This window comes from Roseateles sp. GW835-FHT13E02, assembly GCF_058794035.1.
Genome location: NZ_JBXAGJ010000003.1, coordinates 305,999 through 321,129 on the forward strand (window position 1 = coordinate 305,999; position 15,131 = coordinate 321,129).

A 15,131-nucleotide genomic window follows, 5' to 3' on the forward strand; every position below is an offset into this window, starting at 1 on the left:
ATTACCTTCACTCCAGATCAGCCAAATACAGCGCCGGCTCGCCCTCGGCGTCCGAGCTGAACAGCACCTGGCGCTGGTCGGGCGTGAACGAGGGGTGCGGGTGGGTGACCTGGCGGTTGCCCTTGTGCACGCGCCAGGAGCTGTTGTGCCGGGCGATGGGCCGGGTGCTTCCGGCGCGCAGATCGAAGAGGTGGAGAAAGGGGTCGTTCTGGATCTCGTGGCCGCGTGTGTTGGCCACATCGGTGGGTGTGCCGCTGCCGTCGCCCACCAGCAGGCTGCCGTCGCCATTGCTCATCAGGTGCGAGCAGGGCGGCATGGCGCTGAGGCGCTGGCTCTCCAGCGTCACCGGGTCGAGCGAGCAGATCCAGCGGTCCGTCTGACCTTCGAGGTAGGAGACAAACATCATGGACGAGCCATCGGGCACCCAGAACTCGTGCGTGATGCTCTCGCCCGGCTCATGCGTGCGGCCGCAGCGCAGGCCGCTGCCGTCCTCGTTGATGAACCAGATGCGGGCGTCGATCAGGTCGTGCGGGCCCTCGTGGCAGAAGGCCACCGTGTGGTCGTCGAAGGGGCGGTACTGCGGGTGGCCGAGCCAGCCCTTCTTCTCGAGGATCACCTGGCGCTCGCCGGTGGCCAGATCGATGCGGAACAGGCGGCAGCGTGGCTGCGCGTGGTACATCTGGTGGAACTTCTGCCAGTCCGACAGCGGGAACCAATCGTCGGCATGGATCTCGATGCCCACCATCTGCGTGCAGGCGCTGTTGGACACCCAGGTGCCGTAGCCCACCCAGTCCTGGGGCACGGTGTAGACCACCTCCTCGCTGAGGTCACCCAGATCCAGGCGGATCAGCTGGCGCTCGGCGCGCACGAAGTAGAGGTGGCGGTCGTCGGGGCTGAGGAAGCCGCCGAAGGTGTTTTCCCCCGCACCATCGCTGAGCTGGGTGGCGACCTGGCTTTGCAGGTCCAGCAGGTGGTAGTTCCAGTCCGTGCCCGGGCCGAACTCGGCGCCGAAGATCAGGCGCTGGCCGTCATTCGTGAAGCACTTTTGGTAGAAGTAGTTGCGATGGCAGGTGATGTCGGTCGGTGTCAGGCGGGTGACGCGGCCGCCCGCGCTGGCGCTCAGGCGCAGCTGGGGGCAGTCGGTGAAGTGGAGCTGGCGTTCGGTGCGTTTCATCGGGTCGTTCCAGGCAGGGGCGGGGTCACTTGATGCGCTGCAGCAGGGCATTGCCCTCGGTGATCAGGCGGCGCGCGGCGTCTTCGTCGCCGGTCTTGCCGTAGGCGATGGTCTCGAACACCTCGCGCATGAATTTGTGCAGGCGGGCATGTTCGAACAAGGGCGCCGGCAGGGCGATCTGGCCGGCCGCGCGCTGCTGGCGGATCTGCTCATGCGCTTGCAGCTCCAGCGGAGGCAGCTTCTTGGCGGCCAGCAGCACCTCGACCTGGGCCTTGGCCACGGGCACGCCGCGGGTGCGGCCGAGGATCAGCGCCGCCTCGCGGCTGGTCAGCAGATAACTGAGCAGCTCGGCGGCCAGCGCGGCATTCTTGCTGTTGCGGCCCACGGCCAGCATCACGGTGGGGCGGCCGAACATGCCGCTGTTCTTGGCACCAGGCAGGGTCGGGTAGTCGCCCAGCACCAGGCGCTGCTTCTTGTCCAGCGTGGCAGCGCGCAGGCCGATCACCGAATCCCAGGTGTAGTTGCCGGCCCAGTTGCCGACCACCCAGTCCTGTTGCTGCTCGGTGGCCTTGTCGGCGCCGCCCAGGCTGGCGCGCAGCTTCAGCGGCGTGGCGACATGGCCGTCCACCAGGCGGCGGTAGGTGCGCACCCAGTCCAGCGCGGCGGCGAAATCCATGGCCACGCGCGGTGAGGCTGGGTCAACGTAAGGCGTGCCATGCTTTTGCTGCACATAGCTTTGCGACAGCAGCATCATGTCGTAGAGCTCGCCATCCAGCGGGTAGGCCTGCGGGCCCAGGCGGGCGCGCATCAGGGCGCCGGCGGCGAAGAGCTCGTCCCAGGTTTTGGGCAGGGGCATGTTGGCGCGATCAAACGCCGCCTGGTTCCAGAGCAGCACGCGGGCGCTGTAGCTGACCGGCAGGGCGTTCAGGTGGCCGGCCACCATGCCGGTCTGCACGTCTTCGGCTTCGAACTGGTCCAGGGCCAGGTGCTGGCGCTGCTGCAGCAGGTCGGCAAAGCCATTGCCGCGCTTGGAGAACATGGCCAGCCAGGCCCAGTTGATCTGCATGAGGTCGGGCTCGGAGCCACCGGCGATCTGGGTCGTCAGGCGCTCCAGATACCCATTGAAACCCATGTACTCGCACTTGATCTTGACGCCCGGGTGCGCAGCCTCGAAAGCGGCCACGGCCTTGAGCGTGGCCTCATGCCGGCTGGCGCCGCCCCACCAGGCGAAGCGCAGCACGGTTGGCGCCTGGGCGTCCGGCGCGCTCGGCGAGCAGCCGGGCAGCAGGCTGCTGGCGGCACTGGCCATGCCGGCGGCCAGCACCGTTCGCCGTTGCAGCAGGGCGGGCTTCACAGCAGCAGGTTCGCGCCGGTGTCGGCGTCGAACAGGTGGGCGCAGGCCATCTGCAGATGAAAGAGGTGGCTGTCGCCGCGTTGCTTGTCGGCCAGGCCGTTGAGCTGGTCGGCCGGCACGCGCGCCGTCAACGGCTGATCGCCGATGGACAGATGCACAAAGACTTCGCTGCCCATATGCTCCATGAAGCGCAGCGTGGCCGGCACGGCCAGGCTGTCGCCCTGCGGCCGGGCCTGGGCGCTGATGTGTTCGGGCCGCAGGCCGAACTTGATGGCGGCGGCGCGGCCGCGCAGGCGTGCGGCCTTGGCCGGCGGCAGCGGCAGGCGCTGGCCGCCGAGCAGCACAGCCAGGCCGTCTTCGCCGGCATCGCCGCCGATGGCTTGCAGCTGGGCCTCGAGGATGTTCATCTCGGGCGAGCCGATGAAGCTGGCCACAAAGGCATTGGCCGGCCGGTCGTAGAGCGCGGTGGGTGTGTCCACCTGCTGGATCACGCCGTCCTTGAGCACGCAGATGCGCTGGCCCATGGTCATGGCCTCGACCTGGTCATGGGTCACGTAGATGACGGTGGCCGGCTGGCCGGATTCGCGCAGGGTGCGGTGCAGCTCGGTCAGGCGCACGCGCATGGAGGCGCGCAGCTTGGCATCGAGGTTGGAGAGCGGCTCGTCGAAGAGAAAGACCTCGGGCTTTTTGACGATGGCACGGCCCACGGCCACGCGCTGGGCCTGGCCGCCGGAGAGCTGCTTGGGGTAGCGATCCAGCAGATGCTCCATCTCCAGCAGCTGGGCGGCCTGGCGCACGCGCTGGTCGACCTCGGCCTTGGGCGTGCCCGCCAGCTTGAGGCCGAAGGCCAGGTTGTCGTACACCTTCATATGCGGGTAGAGCGCATAGTTCTGGAACACCATGGCGATGCCGCGCTGCTTGGGCGCCAGATCGTTGACGCGCCGGCCGCCAATCTGCAGCTCGCCGCCCGAGATGGTCTCCAGGCCAGCGATCATGCGCAGCAGCGTGGACTTGGCGCAGCCCGAGGGCCCGACAAAGACCATGAACTCGCCGTCCTGCACTTCCAGGTCCACGCCATGCACGGCCTTGAAGCCATTGGGGTAGACCTTCTCGATTTTCTTCAGGCTCAGGTGGGCCACTGTTGTCTCCGTCAGATTTCTATTCGGTCGATTTGTGAAAGGTCTGGACGGCAGGGCGCCCTATTCCGCTCATGTCCCCCGGCCTTCGGCCTCCTCCTTTACTTCGCTTCATAGGACCCCCTGCCGTCCAGCCCCGCGACGCTTCGGCCTTTCCGGGCCCGAGTACGAGCAGTCCATCGGGGGCATGGGGTGGGCGGTGAAGCGAAGTAAAGGAGGAATGGCCGGGCGCAGCCCGGACAGGGGGACATGAGCGGAACCGCCCGCCCCATGCTCCCGAAGCGCGCCACTCATCCCTTCACCCCACTCGAAGTCGCCCCTTCGATGAAGTGCTTCTGCGCCAGGAAGAACACCGTCACCGAGGGCAGCAGGGCCAGCACGGAGATGGCGATGACGCTGGCCCACTCGACCTCTTCGGTGGCGCCGATGCTCATCTTCAGTGCCAGAGAGACCGGGTACTTTTCGACCGTGGAGAGGTAGATCAGCGGGCCCATGAAGTCGTTCATGGTCCAGATGAACTGGAAGACGATGACCGAGATGATGGCCGGCTTGAGCAGGGGCACGATGATGTGCCAGAGCAGCTGCAGGGCGTTGCAGCCGTCGATCTGCGCGGCCTCTTCCATGTCACGCGGGATGCCGCGCAGGAACTGCACCAGCATGAAGACGAAGAAGGTGTCGGTGGCGAAGGCCGAGGGCACGATCAGGGGCAGGTAGGAATCCAGCCAGCCCACCTCCTTGAACACCAGGTACTGAGGCAGGCGCAGGATGATGAGCGGCAGCATCATGGTGCCCACCATCACCGAGAACAGCAGCTTCTTGCCCCAGAACTCGAAACGGGCAAAGGCGTAGGCGACCAGCACGCAGGAAATCACCGTCACGAGGATGCGCGGGATGGTGATCAGAAAGCTGTTCAGGAAGTAGGTGGCGAAGGTGTACTCGGTGCTGGTCTTCCAGCCCTTGGCGTAGGCGCCGAAATCGAAGCGGGCCGGCCAGAAGCCGATCTCGGTGTAGATCTCGGTGTTGCTCTTGAACGAAGCGCCGACCAGCCAGAGCAGCGGGTAGAGCATGACGATGGCCACGGCGCCCAGCGCCAGATAGCGCAGCCAGGGCCGGCCGCGCTCGCGCACCAGGATCAGTTCGGAGGCACCGCTCATCGCTTGCTCTCCTTCTCACCGGCGTAGAACACCCAGTAGCGCGAGCTCCAGAAGGACAGGCCGCTCAAGGCCGCCACCAGGGCGAAGAGCACCCAGCTCAGCGCCGCGCCGTAACCCAGGTTGAAGAAGCGGAAGCTCTGGTCGTAGATGTAGAGCGCCAGCACATAGGTGGAGCTCAGCGGCCCGCCCTCGGTGATCATGTAGGGGCCGTTGAACTCCTGGAAGGCGTGCACCATCTGCATGATCATGTTGAAGAAGATCACCGGCGTGATCAGGGGCACGGTGATGCGGAAAAACTGCTGGCGCTTGCTGGCGCCGTCGCACTCGGCCGCCTCGTAGAGCGCGATCGGCACGTTCTGCAGCGCTGCCAGAAAGATCACCATGGCCGAGCCGAACTGCCAGGTGAAGAGCAGCACGATGGTCCACATCGAGAAATGCTCGTCGGCCAGCCAGGAGATCGGCTCGATGCCGAACTTGCCCAGGGCGATATTGACCAGGCCATGCTGGGAAAAGATGAAGCGCCAGAGCACGGCCACCGCGATCGAGCCGCCCAGGATGGAGGGCAGGTAGAAGGCCGAGCGGAAGAAGTTGATGCCGCGCATGCGGAAGTTCAGCACATGGGCGATGAAGAGCGCGAAGCCCACGCGCAGCGGCACGGCCAGCAGGGCGAACAGCAGGGTCACACCCAGCGATTTGCGGAACAGCGGGTCCTGCGTGGCCAGCTCGCGGTAGTTGTCCAGGCCGACGAACTCGGGCGGGTTGATGATGTCGTACTGCGTGAAGCTGAGCGCCAGGCTCATCACGAAGGGAAACAGCTTGAACAGCAGCACGCCCAGCACGAATGGCAGGACGAACAGAAAGCCCAGCTTCTTGTTCTCATACATACGCAGCCACTCCGTGACCCTAGGGATATAAAACGTGGAGCCGTGATTGGAGGCTGAGTGCTTTTCGTAGCGAGCGCTTGTCAGGCTAGGCGGACGGAGCGTAGGGACCGGAACGTACTTGGGGTACGTGAGGATCCCGAAGCGACGGCCAACGACGCATGGCAAGCGCGCAGTAGAAAAGCAGTCCAGCTCAGCGGGCGAGCCAGCCGCCGTCGACTGCGACGGTATAACCATTCACATAATCGGACGCTTTCGAGGCCAGAAACACCACTGGCCCGGCCAGATCCTCGGGCAGGCCCCAGCGGCCGGCGGGGATGCGCTCCAGGATGGCGGCGCTGCGGCCTTCGTCGGCGCGCAGCGGTGCGGTGTTGTTGGTGGCCATGTAGCCGGGCGCGATGGCATTGACATTGATGCCATGGTTGGCCCATTCATTGGCCATGGCCCGGGTGATGCCCATGACCGCGCTCTTGGAGGCGGTGTAGGAGGGCACGCGCACGCCGCCCTGGTAGGACAGCATTGAGGCGACATTGATGATCTTGCCGCCGCTGCCCTGGGCCATGAAGCAGCGCGCCACGGCTTGCGAGAAGAAGAACACCGACTTGAGGTTGAGGTCGATGACATCGTCCCAGTCGGCTTCGCTGAACTTGATCGCGTCTTCGCGGCGGATGATGCCGGCGTTGTTGACCAGGATGTCGACGCGGCCGGTCAGGCTCTTGGCCTGGCTGAGCAGGCCATCGATGCAGCCGATGTCGCTGAGGTTGGCGCGCAGGTCGAGGAAGCGGCGGCCGGTGGCTTCGACCTGGGCGCGCGTGTCGGCCGGGTCGGTGACGTTGACGCCGACGATGTCAGCCCCGGCTTCGGCCAGAGCCACGGCCATGCCCTGGCCCAGGCCGGTGTTGCAGCCGGAGACGATGGCCACACGGCCCTGCAGTTGAAATTGATCGAGGATCATGGGGTGCTTTCGTGAGGGGTGGACCCGTGGGTCGGTCGATGTCGCGTGGGTCCGCTCAACGCAGCGCAGTCATGGGCACATGGTCCATGTCCTTGAAGACCTGGTTCTCGCCCACCATGCCCCAGATGAATGTGTAGGCCTGGGTGCCGACGCCGGAGTGGATGCTCCAGCTCGGGCTGATCACTGCCTGCTCGTTGCGCACCACCAGGTGCCGGGTCTGGCTCGGCTCGCCCATCATGTGGAAGACGGCGGCGTTCTCGTTCATGTCGAAGTAGAAGTACACCTCCATGCGCCGGTCGTGCGTGTGGCAGGGCATGGTGTTCCACAGGCTGCCGGGCTCCAGCTGGGTCATGCCCATCAGCAGCTGGCAGGTGGGCAGCACATCGGGCACCAGGAATTTGTAGATGGTGCGGCGGTTGCTGGTCTCGGGCGCGCCCAGGGTCTCGGGTGAGGCCTCGGCCAGCGTCACCTTGCGGTGCGGGTAGGCGGTGTGGGCCGGCGCGCAATTGAAGTAGAGCTTGGCCGCTTGCGCCGGGTCCACGCTGCTGAAGGCCAGCTCGCGGGCGCCCTGGCCCACGTACAAGGCCTCGCGCGGGCCGATCTCGAAGACCTGCTCATCGACGCTGACGCGGGCGGCACCGCCGATATTGATCAGGCCCAGCTCGCGGCGCTGCAGGAAGAAATCGGTGCCAGTGTGCTTGCCCAGCTCGGGTGCAAAGCGCACGGCCTGGCCGACCGGCATGATGCCGCCGACGATGATGCGGTCGATCTGGCTGTAGGTCAGCGTGGCCTGGTCGGGCTGGAACAGGTCCTGAACCAGGAAATGGCGGCGCAGGCCCTCGGTGTCCAGGGTTCGTGCGTGTTCGCTGTGGATGGGTTGGCGGATGTCCATGGCTGGGGTCCTAGCGGTCGGGCGGGAGGCCGGCGAAGCCGCGCGCGTCAGGCGGCGGTCGGGGTGCGGGGGGGTTGGCAAGCCCAGGCAGAAGGCCTGTGGCGCTGCGAATGGGTGCAAGCCTAACGCAGCTCAGGACTTTCCCGGAATTATGGTTTCTATTTAGTGAACCGCTGTTTCATTTATCAAGCGGAACGCTATAGTCTGAGCCATCGATGCGTGAAATGGCCCTTGGCGCCGCAGCAGGAGACCTCCCCGATGAGCACACCGTACTTCGACAACGCCAGCAGCGCCTGGACCGAGCTGGGCGATGGCATCCGCCGCAAGATCGTGGGCCACACGCCGGAGCTGATGTCGGTGCTGGTGCAGTTCGACCAGGGCGCCATCGGCAGCGTCCATGCCCACGATGCGCATGACCAGATCGCCTTTGTGCTCAGCGGCTCGTTCGAAGCCGATGTGGCCGGCATCAAGAAGATTCTGCGCGTCGGTGATGCCTTCACCGCGCCGCGCCTGACCCCGCATGGTGTGGTGGCCCTCGAAGCCGGCAGCACCTTGCTCGACCAGTTTTCCCCGCCTCGGCAGGACTACCTCTAAAGAAAGAGGCCAGACCCCTGCCACCGGAGGCGGCCGCACTGCAGCGGCCGCCCCGGCTCTCCCGATGTAGCGGTGCCCTGCGTGCGCCCTCCAAGCCAGAACCGAACCGGCCAAGCCGCACAGACGGCGCCGGCTCGTGCGAACCCCGCATCAGAGCGTCAGCCGGCCCCGACCGAGCGACGCCGCCCCAAACCATTGGAGACAAGCCATGACCTCGCGCCCCGCCTCGCCGCAGACGCCCCGATTCACCTGCCGCCGCAGCCTGCTCTCGCTCGCCTCGCTGGCGGCCCTGAGCACCCTGGCCGCCGGCGCCCAGGCGCAGAGCGCGCCGCCAGCCGCCACACAGGCCGCTCCGGCCGCGCCCTCCAAGGCCAGCCTGGAGGCCGTGACCGTCACCGGCCTGCGTGCCTCGCTGGAAAGTGCGCTGCGCGCCAAGCGCGATGACAACAGCATCGTCGATGTCATCAAGGCCGAGGACATGGGCAAGTTCCCCGACACCAACCTGGCCGAATCGCTGCAGCGCGTGCCCGGCGTGGTGATCGACCGCGACGCCGGCGAGGGCCGCAACATCACCGTGCGCGGCCTGGGCCAGGATTTCACCCGCGTGCGCATCAATGGCATCGAAGGCCTGGCCACCACCGGCGGTACCGACAGCTCGGGCGGCGCCAACCGCTCACGCGGCTTTGACTTCAATGTCTTCGCCTCCGAGCTGTTCAACTCGTTGATCGTGCGCAAGAGCAGCTCCGCCGATGTGGACGAAGGCTCGCTGGGCGCCACGGTGGACCTGCAAACCACCCGGCCCTTCGACCTGAAGGGCTTCACCGGCATGGTGTCTCTCAAGGGCGGCTACAACGATCTGTCCGGCAAAACCACGCCGCGCGCCGCCTTCCTGCTGTCCAACACCTTTGCCGACAAGAAGCTCGGCGTGCTGATCTCGGGCGCCTACTCGCAGCGCAAGGTGCTGGAAGAAGGCTTCAGCACCGTGCGCTGGGACAACGGCCCCTCCTCGGGCGGTTGGTGCGCCCCGCAGGGCGTGACGCCGGCCAACCCGAGCAACTCCACCGCCACCACCTGCGGCCCTGCCGCCCAGGGCGTGCTGCGTCTGCCCAACACCGCCGCCAATATCGCGGCTTACAACGAGGCCAGCAAGGCCGAGAACTTCCACCCCCGCCTGCCCCGTTACGGCCGCCTGACCCATGAGCAGGACCGCCTGGGTGTGACCGCCGCCGTGCAGTTTAAGCCGGCCGATGGCACCCTGCTGACCCTGGACCTGCTCTATTCCAAGCTCGACGCCACCCGCCAGGAAGACTTCCTGGAAGTGATCTCCTTCAGCCGCAACGCCGGCCAGGGCGGCAAGCCGCAGACCAGCGTGGTCTCGGCCAGCTATGCGCCCAACGGCGCCCTGATCAAGGGCGTGTTCAACGGCGTGGATGTGCGCGCCGAGTCGCGTTTCGACGAGCTCTCCACCACCTTCACCCAGCCCACCCTGACCCTGGAGCAGGACTTTGGCGAGCATGTGCGCATGACCGCCCGCGCTGGCCGCGCCACCAGCAAGTTCCGCAATCCGGTGCAGACCACCACCACGCTGGACGCGCTCAATGTCAACGGCTACAGCATCGACTTCAGCGCCGACGACCGCGCCCCGGCCATCAGCTACCCCTTCGACCCCACGCAGGCCGGCGGCGCCCTGACCCTGGTCGGTGTGCCGGTGGCCAGCAGCGGCACCCAGGCCGGCACCATCGCCAACACCACCAGCAGCGAGATCCGCATCCGCCCGCAAGGTGCCAGCAACACCAACGATGTGTTCCACCTGGACCTGGCCTGGGATGTGATGCCCAACAAGCTCATGCTCAAAGGCGGGGTTGATTACAAAAAGTACAGCTTCGACTCCTACGAGTTCCGCCGCGTCAACCAGAACGACACCATCTTCCCGGTGCCGGCCGGCAGCACGGTGGCCAGCCTGACAACCAGCCTGACCGGCTTCGGCAAGGGCCAGAACCTGCCCGCCGGCACGGCCACCAGCTGGGTCATCCCCAATCTGGCCGCCATCGCCCAGGCCTACGACATCTATTGCAACTGCATCAAGAGCGGCCCGGCCGGCGGCCCCGGTGACTTCACGCTCTCGTCCATCACCAACGGCAATGCGCGCGGCAACAACCGCAGCGTCACCGAGCAGGACGAGGCGGCCTTCTTCCAGCTGGACTTCAACACCCGCCTGGGCGACATCCCGGTGCGCGGCAATATCGGCACCCGCTATGTCAAGACCAAGCTGGCGGCCACCGGCTACCAGGCCACCGGCGGCGGCACCGCTGTGACGGTGGACCATGTTTACGACGACCTGCTGCCCGCCGCCAACCTGGCCGCCACCTTGAGCAAGGATGTGATCGTGCGCTTCGCCGCGGCCAAGGTCATGGCCCGGCCGCAGCTGGGCAATCTGAGCCCGGGCGGCACCATCTCCACCACCGGCACCTTGTCGGTCACCAGCGGCAACCCCCTGCTCAAGCCCTTCCGTGCCACCACCTTCGATTCCAGCATCGAGTGGTACTTTGCCAAGAACGCCTTCCTGGGCCTGGGCCTGTTCCAGAAGAACATCAGCACCTACATCCAGAGCATCCGCAACAACGTCCCGTTCAAGCAGACCGGCCTGCCCATGAGCCTGCTGCCCAGCAACTTCAGCGGCGACGAGGTCTTCCAGGTCACCGCCCCGATCAACACCGAGGGCGGCAAGCTGCAGGGCTTCGAACTCGACTACCAGCAGCCCTTCAGCTTCCTGCCCGGCTGGGGCAAGAACTTCGGCGCGCTGCTGAACTACACCTATGTGAAGAGCAAGATCGAGTACGTGGTCTCGCCCACCAGCACGGCCACCATCACCGACGACTTGATCAACCTCTCGCCCAAGTCCTGGAACGCCACGCTGTACTACGACGACGGCGCCTTCAGCGCCCGCATCTCGGGCTCGCAGCGTTCCGGCTTCGTCACCCGTGTGCCGGGCCAGAACAACAACGATGTCGAGGGCAAGAACAAGACCTTCAACGTCGATGTGTCGCTGAGCTACAAGGTCAATGACAAGCTGGAAGTGACGCTGGAAGGCGTCAATCTGACCAACCAGCCCAACGACCAGTTCATCAGCCGGGCGCGCGACAGCGTGGTGGTCAACAACGTCACCGGCCGCGAGCTGATGGCCGGTTTCCGCTACCGCTTCTGAGGTGGCGATGCGCCAGGTCTGGGGACTGGGGCTGCTGGCGCTGGCCAGCACTCACGCGTGGGCCGAGCCTGAGGCAAGTCGGGCGCCCCAGGCCCGCGTGGTCCTGGTGGGTGACTCCACTCTGGCCACGCGCAGCGGCTATGGCGACGCCCTCTGCGCCCGCTTCAGGCCGGAGTTGCAATGCCTGAACCTGGCGCGCGGCGGCCGCAGCAGTGCCAGCTTCCGGGCCGAAGGTCTGTGGGATGCCCTGCGTGAGCGCCTGCGCCAGGAACCGTTGCGGCCGACCTGGGTGCTGATCCAGTTCGGTCACAACGACCAGCCTGGCAAGCCCGGCCGCTCCACCGATCTGGCGACCGAGTTCCCCGTCAATCTGGCCCGTTACTTGAGTGAGCTGCTCGAGCTGGGCGCTACGCCGGTGCTGCTGACTCCGCTGACCCGGCGCAGCTTCCGCGAGGGCCAGCTGCTCAATGAGCTGCGGCCCTGGGCTGAGGCCACGCTGCGGGTGGCGGCCGAGGCCACGCCGCCCGTCGCCGCGATCGACCTCAATGCCCTGAGCCATGCCCGGGTGCAGGCCATGGGCGAGGACGAGGCCGACCGCCTGGCCATGGCGCCCAAGCCCAGCGCGGCCGAGCCCGTGGCTTCGGCCGCGTCGGCGGAGCGTGCCGGCGCTGCCAAGAGCGCGTTTGATCGCACCCATGTGGGCGAGCGGGGCGCGCAGCTGTTCTCGGCCCTGGTGCTGCGCGAGTTGCTGCGTGTGCAGCCTGCGCTGGCGCCCTATGCCTTGAGCCCAGCCGCCGCCGAGTGAGACGCCAAAGCCGCGGCAAGGGGGAGACAGCCCAGGCCGCGCAGACTGTGCGCCACCGCCTCGTCGAGCGGTGTGTGCGGCTCCTCGCCGAGCACCGCGCGCAGGCGCGCGTTGTCCATGCTTACGGGCTGGCGCCAGAGGTAGCGCATCTCCTGCATCTCGCGCAGCGTGGCCTTGAACGGCGCGAGCACACGCATCAGCCACCAGGGAAAGGCGCGCAGCCGCGGTGTCGGCAGGCCGTGCTGCACCATCACGCGCAGAATGGCCTCGCCCATCTGGCGCCCGTCGGCGTCCCAGTGGCCGGCCATGTGGAAGCTTGCAAAGGCCGGTAGTTCGGCGCGCCGCTGCACCAGGGCCACCATGGTGCGCGCCACATCGGGCAGAAAAGCCCACTGGTGGCCCACGCCTGGCGTGGACGGCAGCAGCACGTGCGAGGGCGGCCGGCCCGGCTGGATCAAGCCTTGTGAAAACCAGCTGTTGCCCGGCTGGGGGCCAAAGAAATCGCCAGCGCGCACGATCAGCACCTGGCAGGGGCGCTCGGCAGCTTCGCTGGCGGCTTCCTGCAGGCGCCGCTCCATCTCCACGCGGATGGCTCCTTTGCGGCTGGGCGGCTGCTGCGGCGCGTCCTCGCGCAGCGGCATGGGGGCGTCCGGCGCATAGTTGTAGACCGTGCCGGGCAGCAGCAGGCAAGCGCCCTGCTCGCGCGCCGCAGCGATGCTGTGCTCCAGCATGGGCAGCACCAGCTCGGCCCAGCGCAGATAACCGGGCGGGTTGACGGCATGCACGATCAGCTGGCAGCCCTGGGCGGCATGGCGCACGGCTGCGCCGTCCAGCGCATCGCCGCGCTGCCAGGCGATGCCGCTGCGGGCCTGGGCCTCGCTGGGCGGCTCGCGCTTGAGGCCGCGCACCTGCCAGCCGGTTGCCAGCAACTGGCGGGCGACCTCGCCGCCGATGCCGCCGCTGGCGCCAAGGACCAGGGCGGTGCCGGTGTTTGTGAAGGGAGTGACGGAGGTGGGGTTGTGTGCGCTGTTCATGGCCGCCAGTCTCGGCCGGCCAGGCCGCGCGCGGAACTGCCGACGATGTGCCAGCGGCTATACAGTTCTGCATGGACTCCAAGAACAAAGACCTCGATAGCAGCATCAGCAGCAGCAACAAACCCGGCAAGGACATCGGCTGGGAGCTGTACCGCACCTTCCTCGGCGTGCTGGAGGAGGGCTCGCAATCGGGCGCCGCGCGCGCCCTGGGCCTGGCCCAGCCGACCGTGGGCCGGCACATCGAAGCGCTGGAGCAGGCCCTGGGCCTGCCGCTTTTCACCCGCTCGCAGCAAGGCCTCTTGCCCACCGAGGCGGCGCTGACCTTGCGAGAAGGCGCCGAGGCCATGGCCCATCAGGCGGCCTCGCTGCAGCGCCTGGCACAAGAGCGTCAGCTCGGCGCCCAGGGCCAGCTGCGCGGCGTGGTGCGGGTGACGGCCAGCGAGGTCATGGGCGTGGAAGTGTTGCCGCCCATCCTGGCCCGGCTGGCGCAGGAGGAGCCCGGCCTGGTGGTCGAGCTGGTGCTCAGCAACCGCATGCAGGACCTGCTGCAGCGCGAGGCCGACATCGCCGTGCGCATGACCGCGCCCACGCAGGAGCAGCTGATCGCGCGCCGACTGGGTACGGTGGAGCTGGGGCTGTTCGCCCGCAGCGACTACCTGGACCGCGCCGGCCGCCCGGCCACGCTGGAGGATCTGGCCACGCACCGCCTGGTCGGCTATGACCAGGAAACGCCATTCATTCGCGCCGCCCGCCAGGGCTTCCCAAGCTGGCGCCGCGAGGCCTTTGCCCTGCGCAGCGACAGCGATCTGGCCCAGCTCGCCCTGCTGCGCGCCGGCGCCGGGATCGGCGTCTGCCAGGTCGCCCTGGCGCGGCGCAGCCCGGGTCTGGAGCGCGTGCTGCCCGAGCAGCTCAGCCTGCCGCTGGACACCTGGCTGGCCATGCACGAGGACCTGCGCCAAAGCCTGGCCTGCAAGCGCGTGTTCGAGGCCCTGGCCGAGGGCTTGAGCAAAATGATGGTGGCCCCGGCATGAGCGGGCGGCGCCAAATCGCGGAAAATGCCGGCATCCAGCCCCGCCCCGGGGCCTTTTGTTTTTTTGACGATTGCTGCCGCCATGACTGACTCCGCCGCCTCTACCGCCGCTCCCACCGACCGCCCCGCCATCCCCGACCATCTGTCCATCGACCCGCGCAGCCCGCACCACGATGCCGCCGTGTTCCAGCACGACATCGGCATCCGCCTGAACGGCAAGGAGCGCTTCGATGTGGCCGAGTACTGCATCAGCGAAGGCTGGGTCAAGGTGCCGGCTGGCCGCACTGTGGACCGCAAGGGCAACCCGGTGATGATCAAGCTCAAGGGCACGGTGGAAGCGTTCTACCGCTGAAGCCTCTACGGCCAGGCCGCGCGCCGCCCGCATGCTGGACCCCGCGTATTTTTCAGCCGCGCAGATTTTTGGTTATGTCGCGTTTGCCTGCGGCGTGGCTTGTTTTGCGCAGACCGACGATCGCCGCTTCAAGGTCTTCATGGCCCTGGAGTGCTTTGCGTATGTGCTGCACTTCTGGCTGCTGGGTCAGCCCACGGCTGTAGCCAGCAGCCTGGTTTCGCTGGGCCGTTCGCTGGCCTCGCTGCGCAGCCGCTCGCCCTGGGTGGGCCTGGGCATCATCGGCCTGAGCGCCGGCCTGGGCCTGTGGCTGCAGCAGGGCTGGCTCTCGCTGCTGCCGATTGCGGCCTCCTGCATCGGCACGACGGCGCTGTTTTTCTTGAGCGGGCTGCGCATGCGCCTGCTGATGCTGCTGGGCACTTTGCTCTGGTTGGTCAACAACCTGACGGTGGGCTCGGTGGGCGGCAGCTTGCTCGAAGCCACCATCGCTCTGACCAACAGCTGGACGCTGTGGCGGCTCTGGCGCCGCCCGCCGGAGGCCGCTCAGGCCACGTGAGCTTCAACCCGA

At 67.1% G+C, this 15,131-nt stretch carries 14 protein-coding genes; 6 read left to right on the forward strand and 8 right to left on the reverse strand.

Annotated features, from left to right (window positions below):
• Positions 1 to 7 precede the first annotated feature (7 nt).
• The 7 genes from AC1Q6P_RS04815 to kduI form a co-directional block, all read right to left on the reverse strand.
• A complete protein-coding gene (locus tag AC1Q6P_RS04815; RefSeq protein ID WP_492663461.1) occupies positions 8 to 1,174 on the reverse strand; it encodes an oligogalacturonate lyase family protein in 1,167 nt (388 codons plus the stop codon).
• 25 nt (positions 1,175 to 1,199) lie between these two features.
• Positions 1,200 to 2,528 carry an ABC transporter substrate-binding protein gene (locus AC1Q6P_RS04820; RefSeq protein ID WP_492663462.1) on the reverse strand — a complete coding sequence of 443 codons (1,329 nt, stop codon included), beginning with the start codon at positions 2,526 to 2,528 and terminating at the stop codon, positions 1,200 to 1,202.
• Positions 2,525 to 3,667 (reverse strand): ABC transporter ATP-binding protein, encoded by a 1,143-nt coding sequence (locus AC1Q6P_RS04825; protein ID WP_492663463.1) that lies wholly within the window; start codon positions 3,665 to 3,667, stop codon positions 2,525 to 2,527. Before AC1Q6P_RS04825 ends, AC1Q6P_RS04820 begins: the two co-directional genes overlap by 4 nt.
• Before the next feature lie 287 nt (positions 3,668 to 3,954).
• Positions 3,955 to 4,818, reverse strand: a complete 864-nt coding sequence (locus AC1Q6P_RS04830) for a carbohydrate ABC transporter permease (RefSeq protein WP_492663464.1) — start codon at positions 4,816 to 4,818, stop codon at positions 3,955 to 3,957.
• Positions 4,815 to 5,702 carry a carbohydrate ABC transporter permease gene (locus AC1Q6P_RS04835; RefSeq protein WP_263562227.1) on the reverse strand — a complete coding sequence of 296 codons (888 nt, stop codon included), beginning with the start codon at positions 5,700 to 5,702 and terminating at the stop codon, positions 4,815 to 4,817. The genes AC1Q6P_RS04830 and AC1Q6P_RS04835 overlap by 4 nt, the downstream gene beginning before the upstream one ends.
• 190 nt (positions 5,703 to 5,892) lie before the next feature.
• A complete protein-coding gene (kduD, locus tag AC1Q6P_RS04840) occupies positions 5,893 to 6,654 on the reverse strand; it encodes a 2-dehydro-3-deoxy-D-gluconate 5-dehydrogenase KduD (protein ID WP_171828551.1) in 762 nt (253 codons plus the stop codon).
• A 55-nt stretch (positions 6,655 to 6,709) separates the two neighbouring features.
• Positions 6,710 to 7,546 carry a 5-dehydro-4-deoxy-D-glucuronate isomerase gene (kduI, locus tag AC1Q6P_RS04845; RefSeq protein WP_492663465.1) on the reverse strand — a complete coding sequence of 279 codons (837 nt, stop codon included), beginning with the start codon at positions 7,544 to 7,546 and terminating at the stop codon, positions 6,710 to 6,712.
• A gap of 258 nt (positions 7,547 to 7,804) precedes the next feature.
• On the opposite strand from kduI, the gene AC1Q6P_RS04850 reads away from it, so the two are divergent.
• The 3 genes from AC1Q6P_RS04850 to AC1Q6P_RS04860 all read left to right on the forward strand — a co-directional run bounded on the left by AC1Q6P_RS04850 (position 7,805) and on the right by AC1Q6P_RS04860 (position 12,150).
• Positions 7,805 to 8,140, forward strand: coding sequence for a cupin domain-containing protein (locus AC1Q6P_RS04850; RefSeq protein WP_492663466.1), 336 nt, complete (start codon positions 7,805 to 7,807; stop codon positions 8,138 to 8,140).
• Between the two features lie 208 nt (positions 8,141 to 8,348).
• Positions 8,349 to 11,345, forward strand: coding sequence for a TonB-dependent receptor (locus AC1Q6P_RS04855; RefSeq protein WP_492663467.1), 2,997 nt, complete (start codon positions 8,349 to 8,351; stop codon positions 11,343 to 11,345).
• A 7-nt stretch (positions 11,346 to 11,352) separates the two neighbouring features.
• The gene (locus AC1Q6P_RS04860; protein WP_492663468.1) at positions 11,353 to 12,150 is read left to right on the forward strand and encodes a rhamnogalacturonan acetylesterase; all 798 of its coding nucleotides are present in this window, start codon (positions 11,353 to 11,355) and stop codon (positions 12,148 to 12,150) included.
• Here AC1Q6P_RS04860 and AC1Q6P_RS04865 read toward each other — a convergent pair.
• Entirely contained in the window at positions 12,120 to 13,184 is a 1,065-nt protein-coding gene (locus tag AC1Q6P_RS04865; protein ID WP_492663469.1) for an NAD-dependent epimerase/dehydratase family protein, read from the reverse strand. The genes AC1Q6P_RS04860 and AC1Q6P_RS04865 overlap by 31 nt on opposite strands.
• A 71-nt stretch (positions 13,185 to 13,255) precedes the next feature.
• On the opposite strand from AC1Q6P_RS04865, the gene AC1Q6P_RS04870 reads away from it, so the two are divergent.
• The 3 genes from AC1Q6P_RS04870 (at position 13,256) to AC1Q6P_RS04880 (ending at position 15,119) form a co-directional block, all read left to right on the forward strand.
• On the forward strand, positions 13,256 to 14,215 hold the full coding sequence (locus tag AC1Q6P_RS04870) for a LysR family transcriptional regulator (protein WP_492663470.1): 960 nt from the start codon (positions 13,256 to 13,258) through the stop codon (positions 14,213 to 14,215).
• 81 nt (positions 14,216 to 14,296) lie between these two features.
• Complete coding sequence (locus tag AC1Q6P_RS04875) at positions 14,297 to 14,566, forward strand: DUF3297 family protein (RefSeq protein WP_171828557.1); 270 nt, start codon at positions 14,297 to 14,299, stop codon at positions 14,564 to 14,566.
• A gap of 31 nt (positions 14,567 to 14,597) precedes the next feature.
• Positions 14,598 to 15,119: a YgjV family protein gene (locus AC1Q6P_RS04880; protein ID WP_492663471.1), complete on the forward strand. Its 522-nt coding sequence runs from the start codon at positions 14,598 to 14,600 to the stop codon at positions 15,117 to 15,119.
• The last annotated feature ends 12 nt before the right edge of the window (positions 15,120 to 15,131 follow it).

What these genes read in the sequence shown, in the direction of transcription:
- AC1Q6P_RS04835 (WP_263562227.1), bottom strand. Translation starts at nt 5,702, where the DNA reads ATGTATGAGAACAAGAAGCTGGGCTTTCTGTTCGTCCTGCCATTCGTG.
- AC1Q6P_RS04880 (WP_492663471.1), top strand. Translation starts at nt 14,598, where the DNA reads ATGCTGGACCCCGCGTATTTTTCAGCCGCGCAGATTTTTGGTTATGTC.
- AC1Q6P_RS04850 (WP_492663466.1), top strand. Translation starts at nt 7,805, where the DNA reads ATGAGCACACCGTACTTCGACAACGCCAGCAGCGCCTGGACCGAGCTG.
- kduI (WP_492663465.1), bottom strand. Translation starts at nt 7,546, where the DNA reads ATGGACATCCGCCAACCCATCCACAGCGAACACGCACGAACCCTGGAC.
- AC1Q6P_RS04855 (WP_492663467.1), top strand. Translation starts at nt 8,349, where the DNA reads ATGACCTCGCGCCCCGCCTCGCCGCAGACGCCCCGATTCACCTGCCGC.
- AC1Q6P_RS04830 (WP_492663464.1), bottom strand. Translation starts at nt 4,818, where the DNA reads ATGAGCGGTGCCTCCGAACTGATCCTGGTGCGCGAGCGCGGCCGGCCC.
- AC1Q6P_RS04860 (WP_492663468.1), top strand. Translation starts at nt 11,353, where the DNA reads ATGCGCCAGGTCTGGGGACTGGGGCTGCTGGCGCTGGCCAGCACTCAC.
- AC1Q6P_RS04865 (WP_492663469.1), bottom strand. Translation starts at nt 13,184, where the DNA reads ATGAACAGCGCACACAACCCCACCTCCGTCACTCCCTTCACAAACACC.
- kduD (WP_171828551.1), bottom strand. Translation starts at nt 6,654, where the DNA reads ATGATCCTCGATCAATTTCAACTGCAGGGCCGTGTGGCCATCGTCTCC.
- AC1Q6P_RS04875 (WP_171828557.1), top strand. Translation starts at nt 14,297, where the DNA reads ATGACTGACTCCGCCGCCTCTACCGCCGCTCCCACCGACCGCCCCGCC.
- AC1Q6P_RS04815 (WP_492663461.1), bottom strand. Translation starts at nt 1,174, where the DNA reads ATGAAACGCACCGAACGCCAGCTCCACTTCACCGACTGCCCCCAGCTG.
- AC1Q6P_RS04870 (WP_492663470.1), top strand. Translation starts at nt 13,256, where the DNA reads ATGGACTCCAAGAACAAAGACCTCGATAGCAGCATCAGCAGCAGCAAC.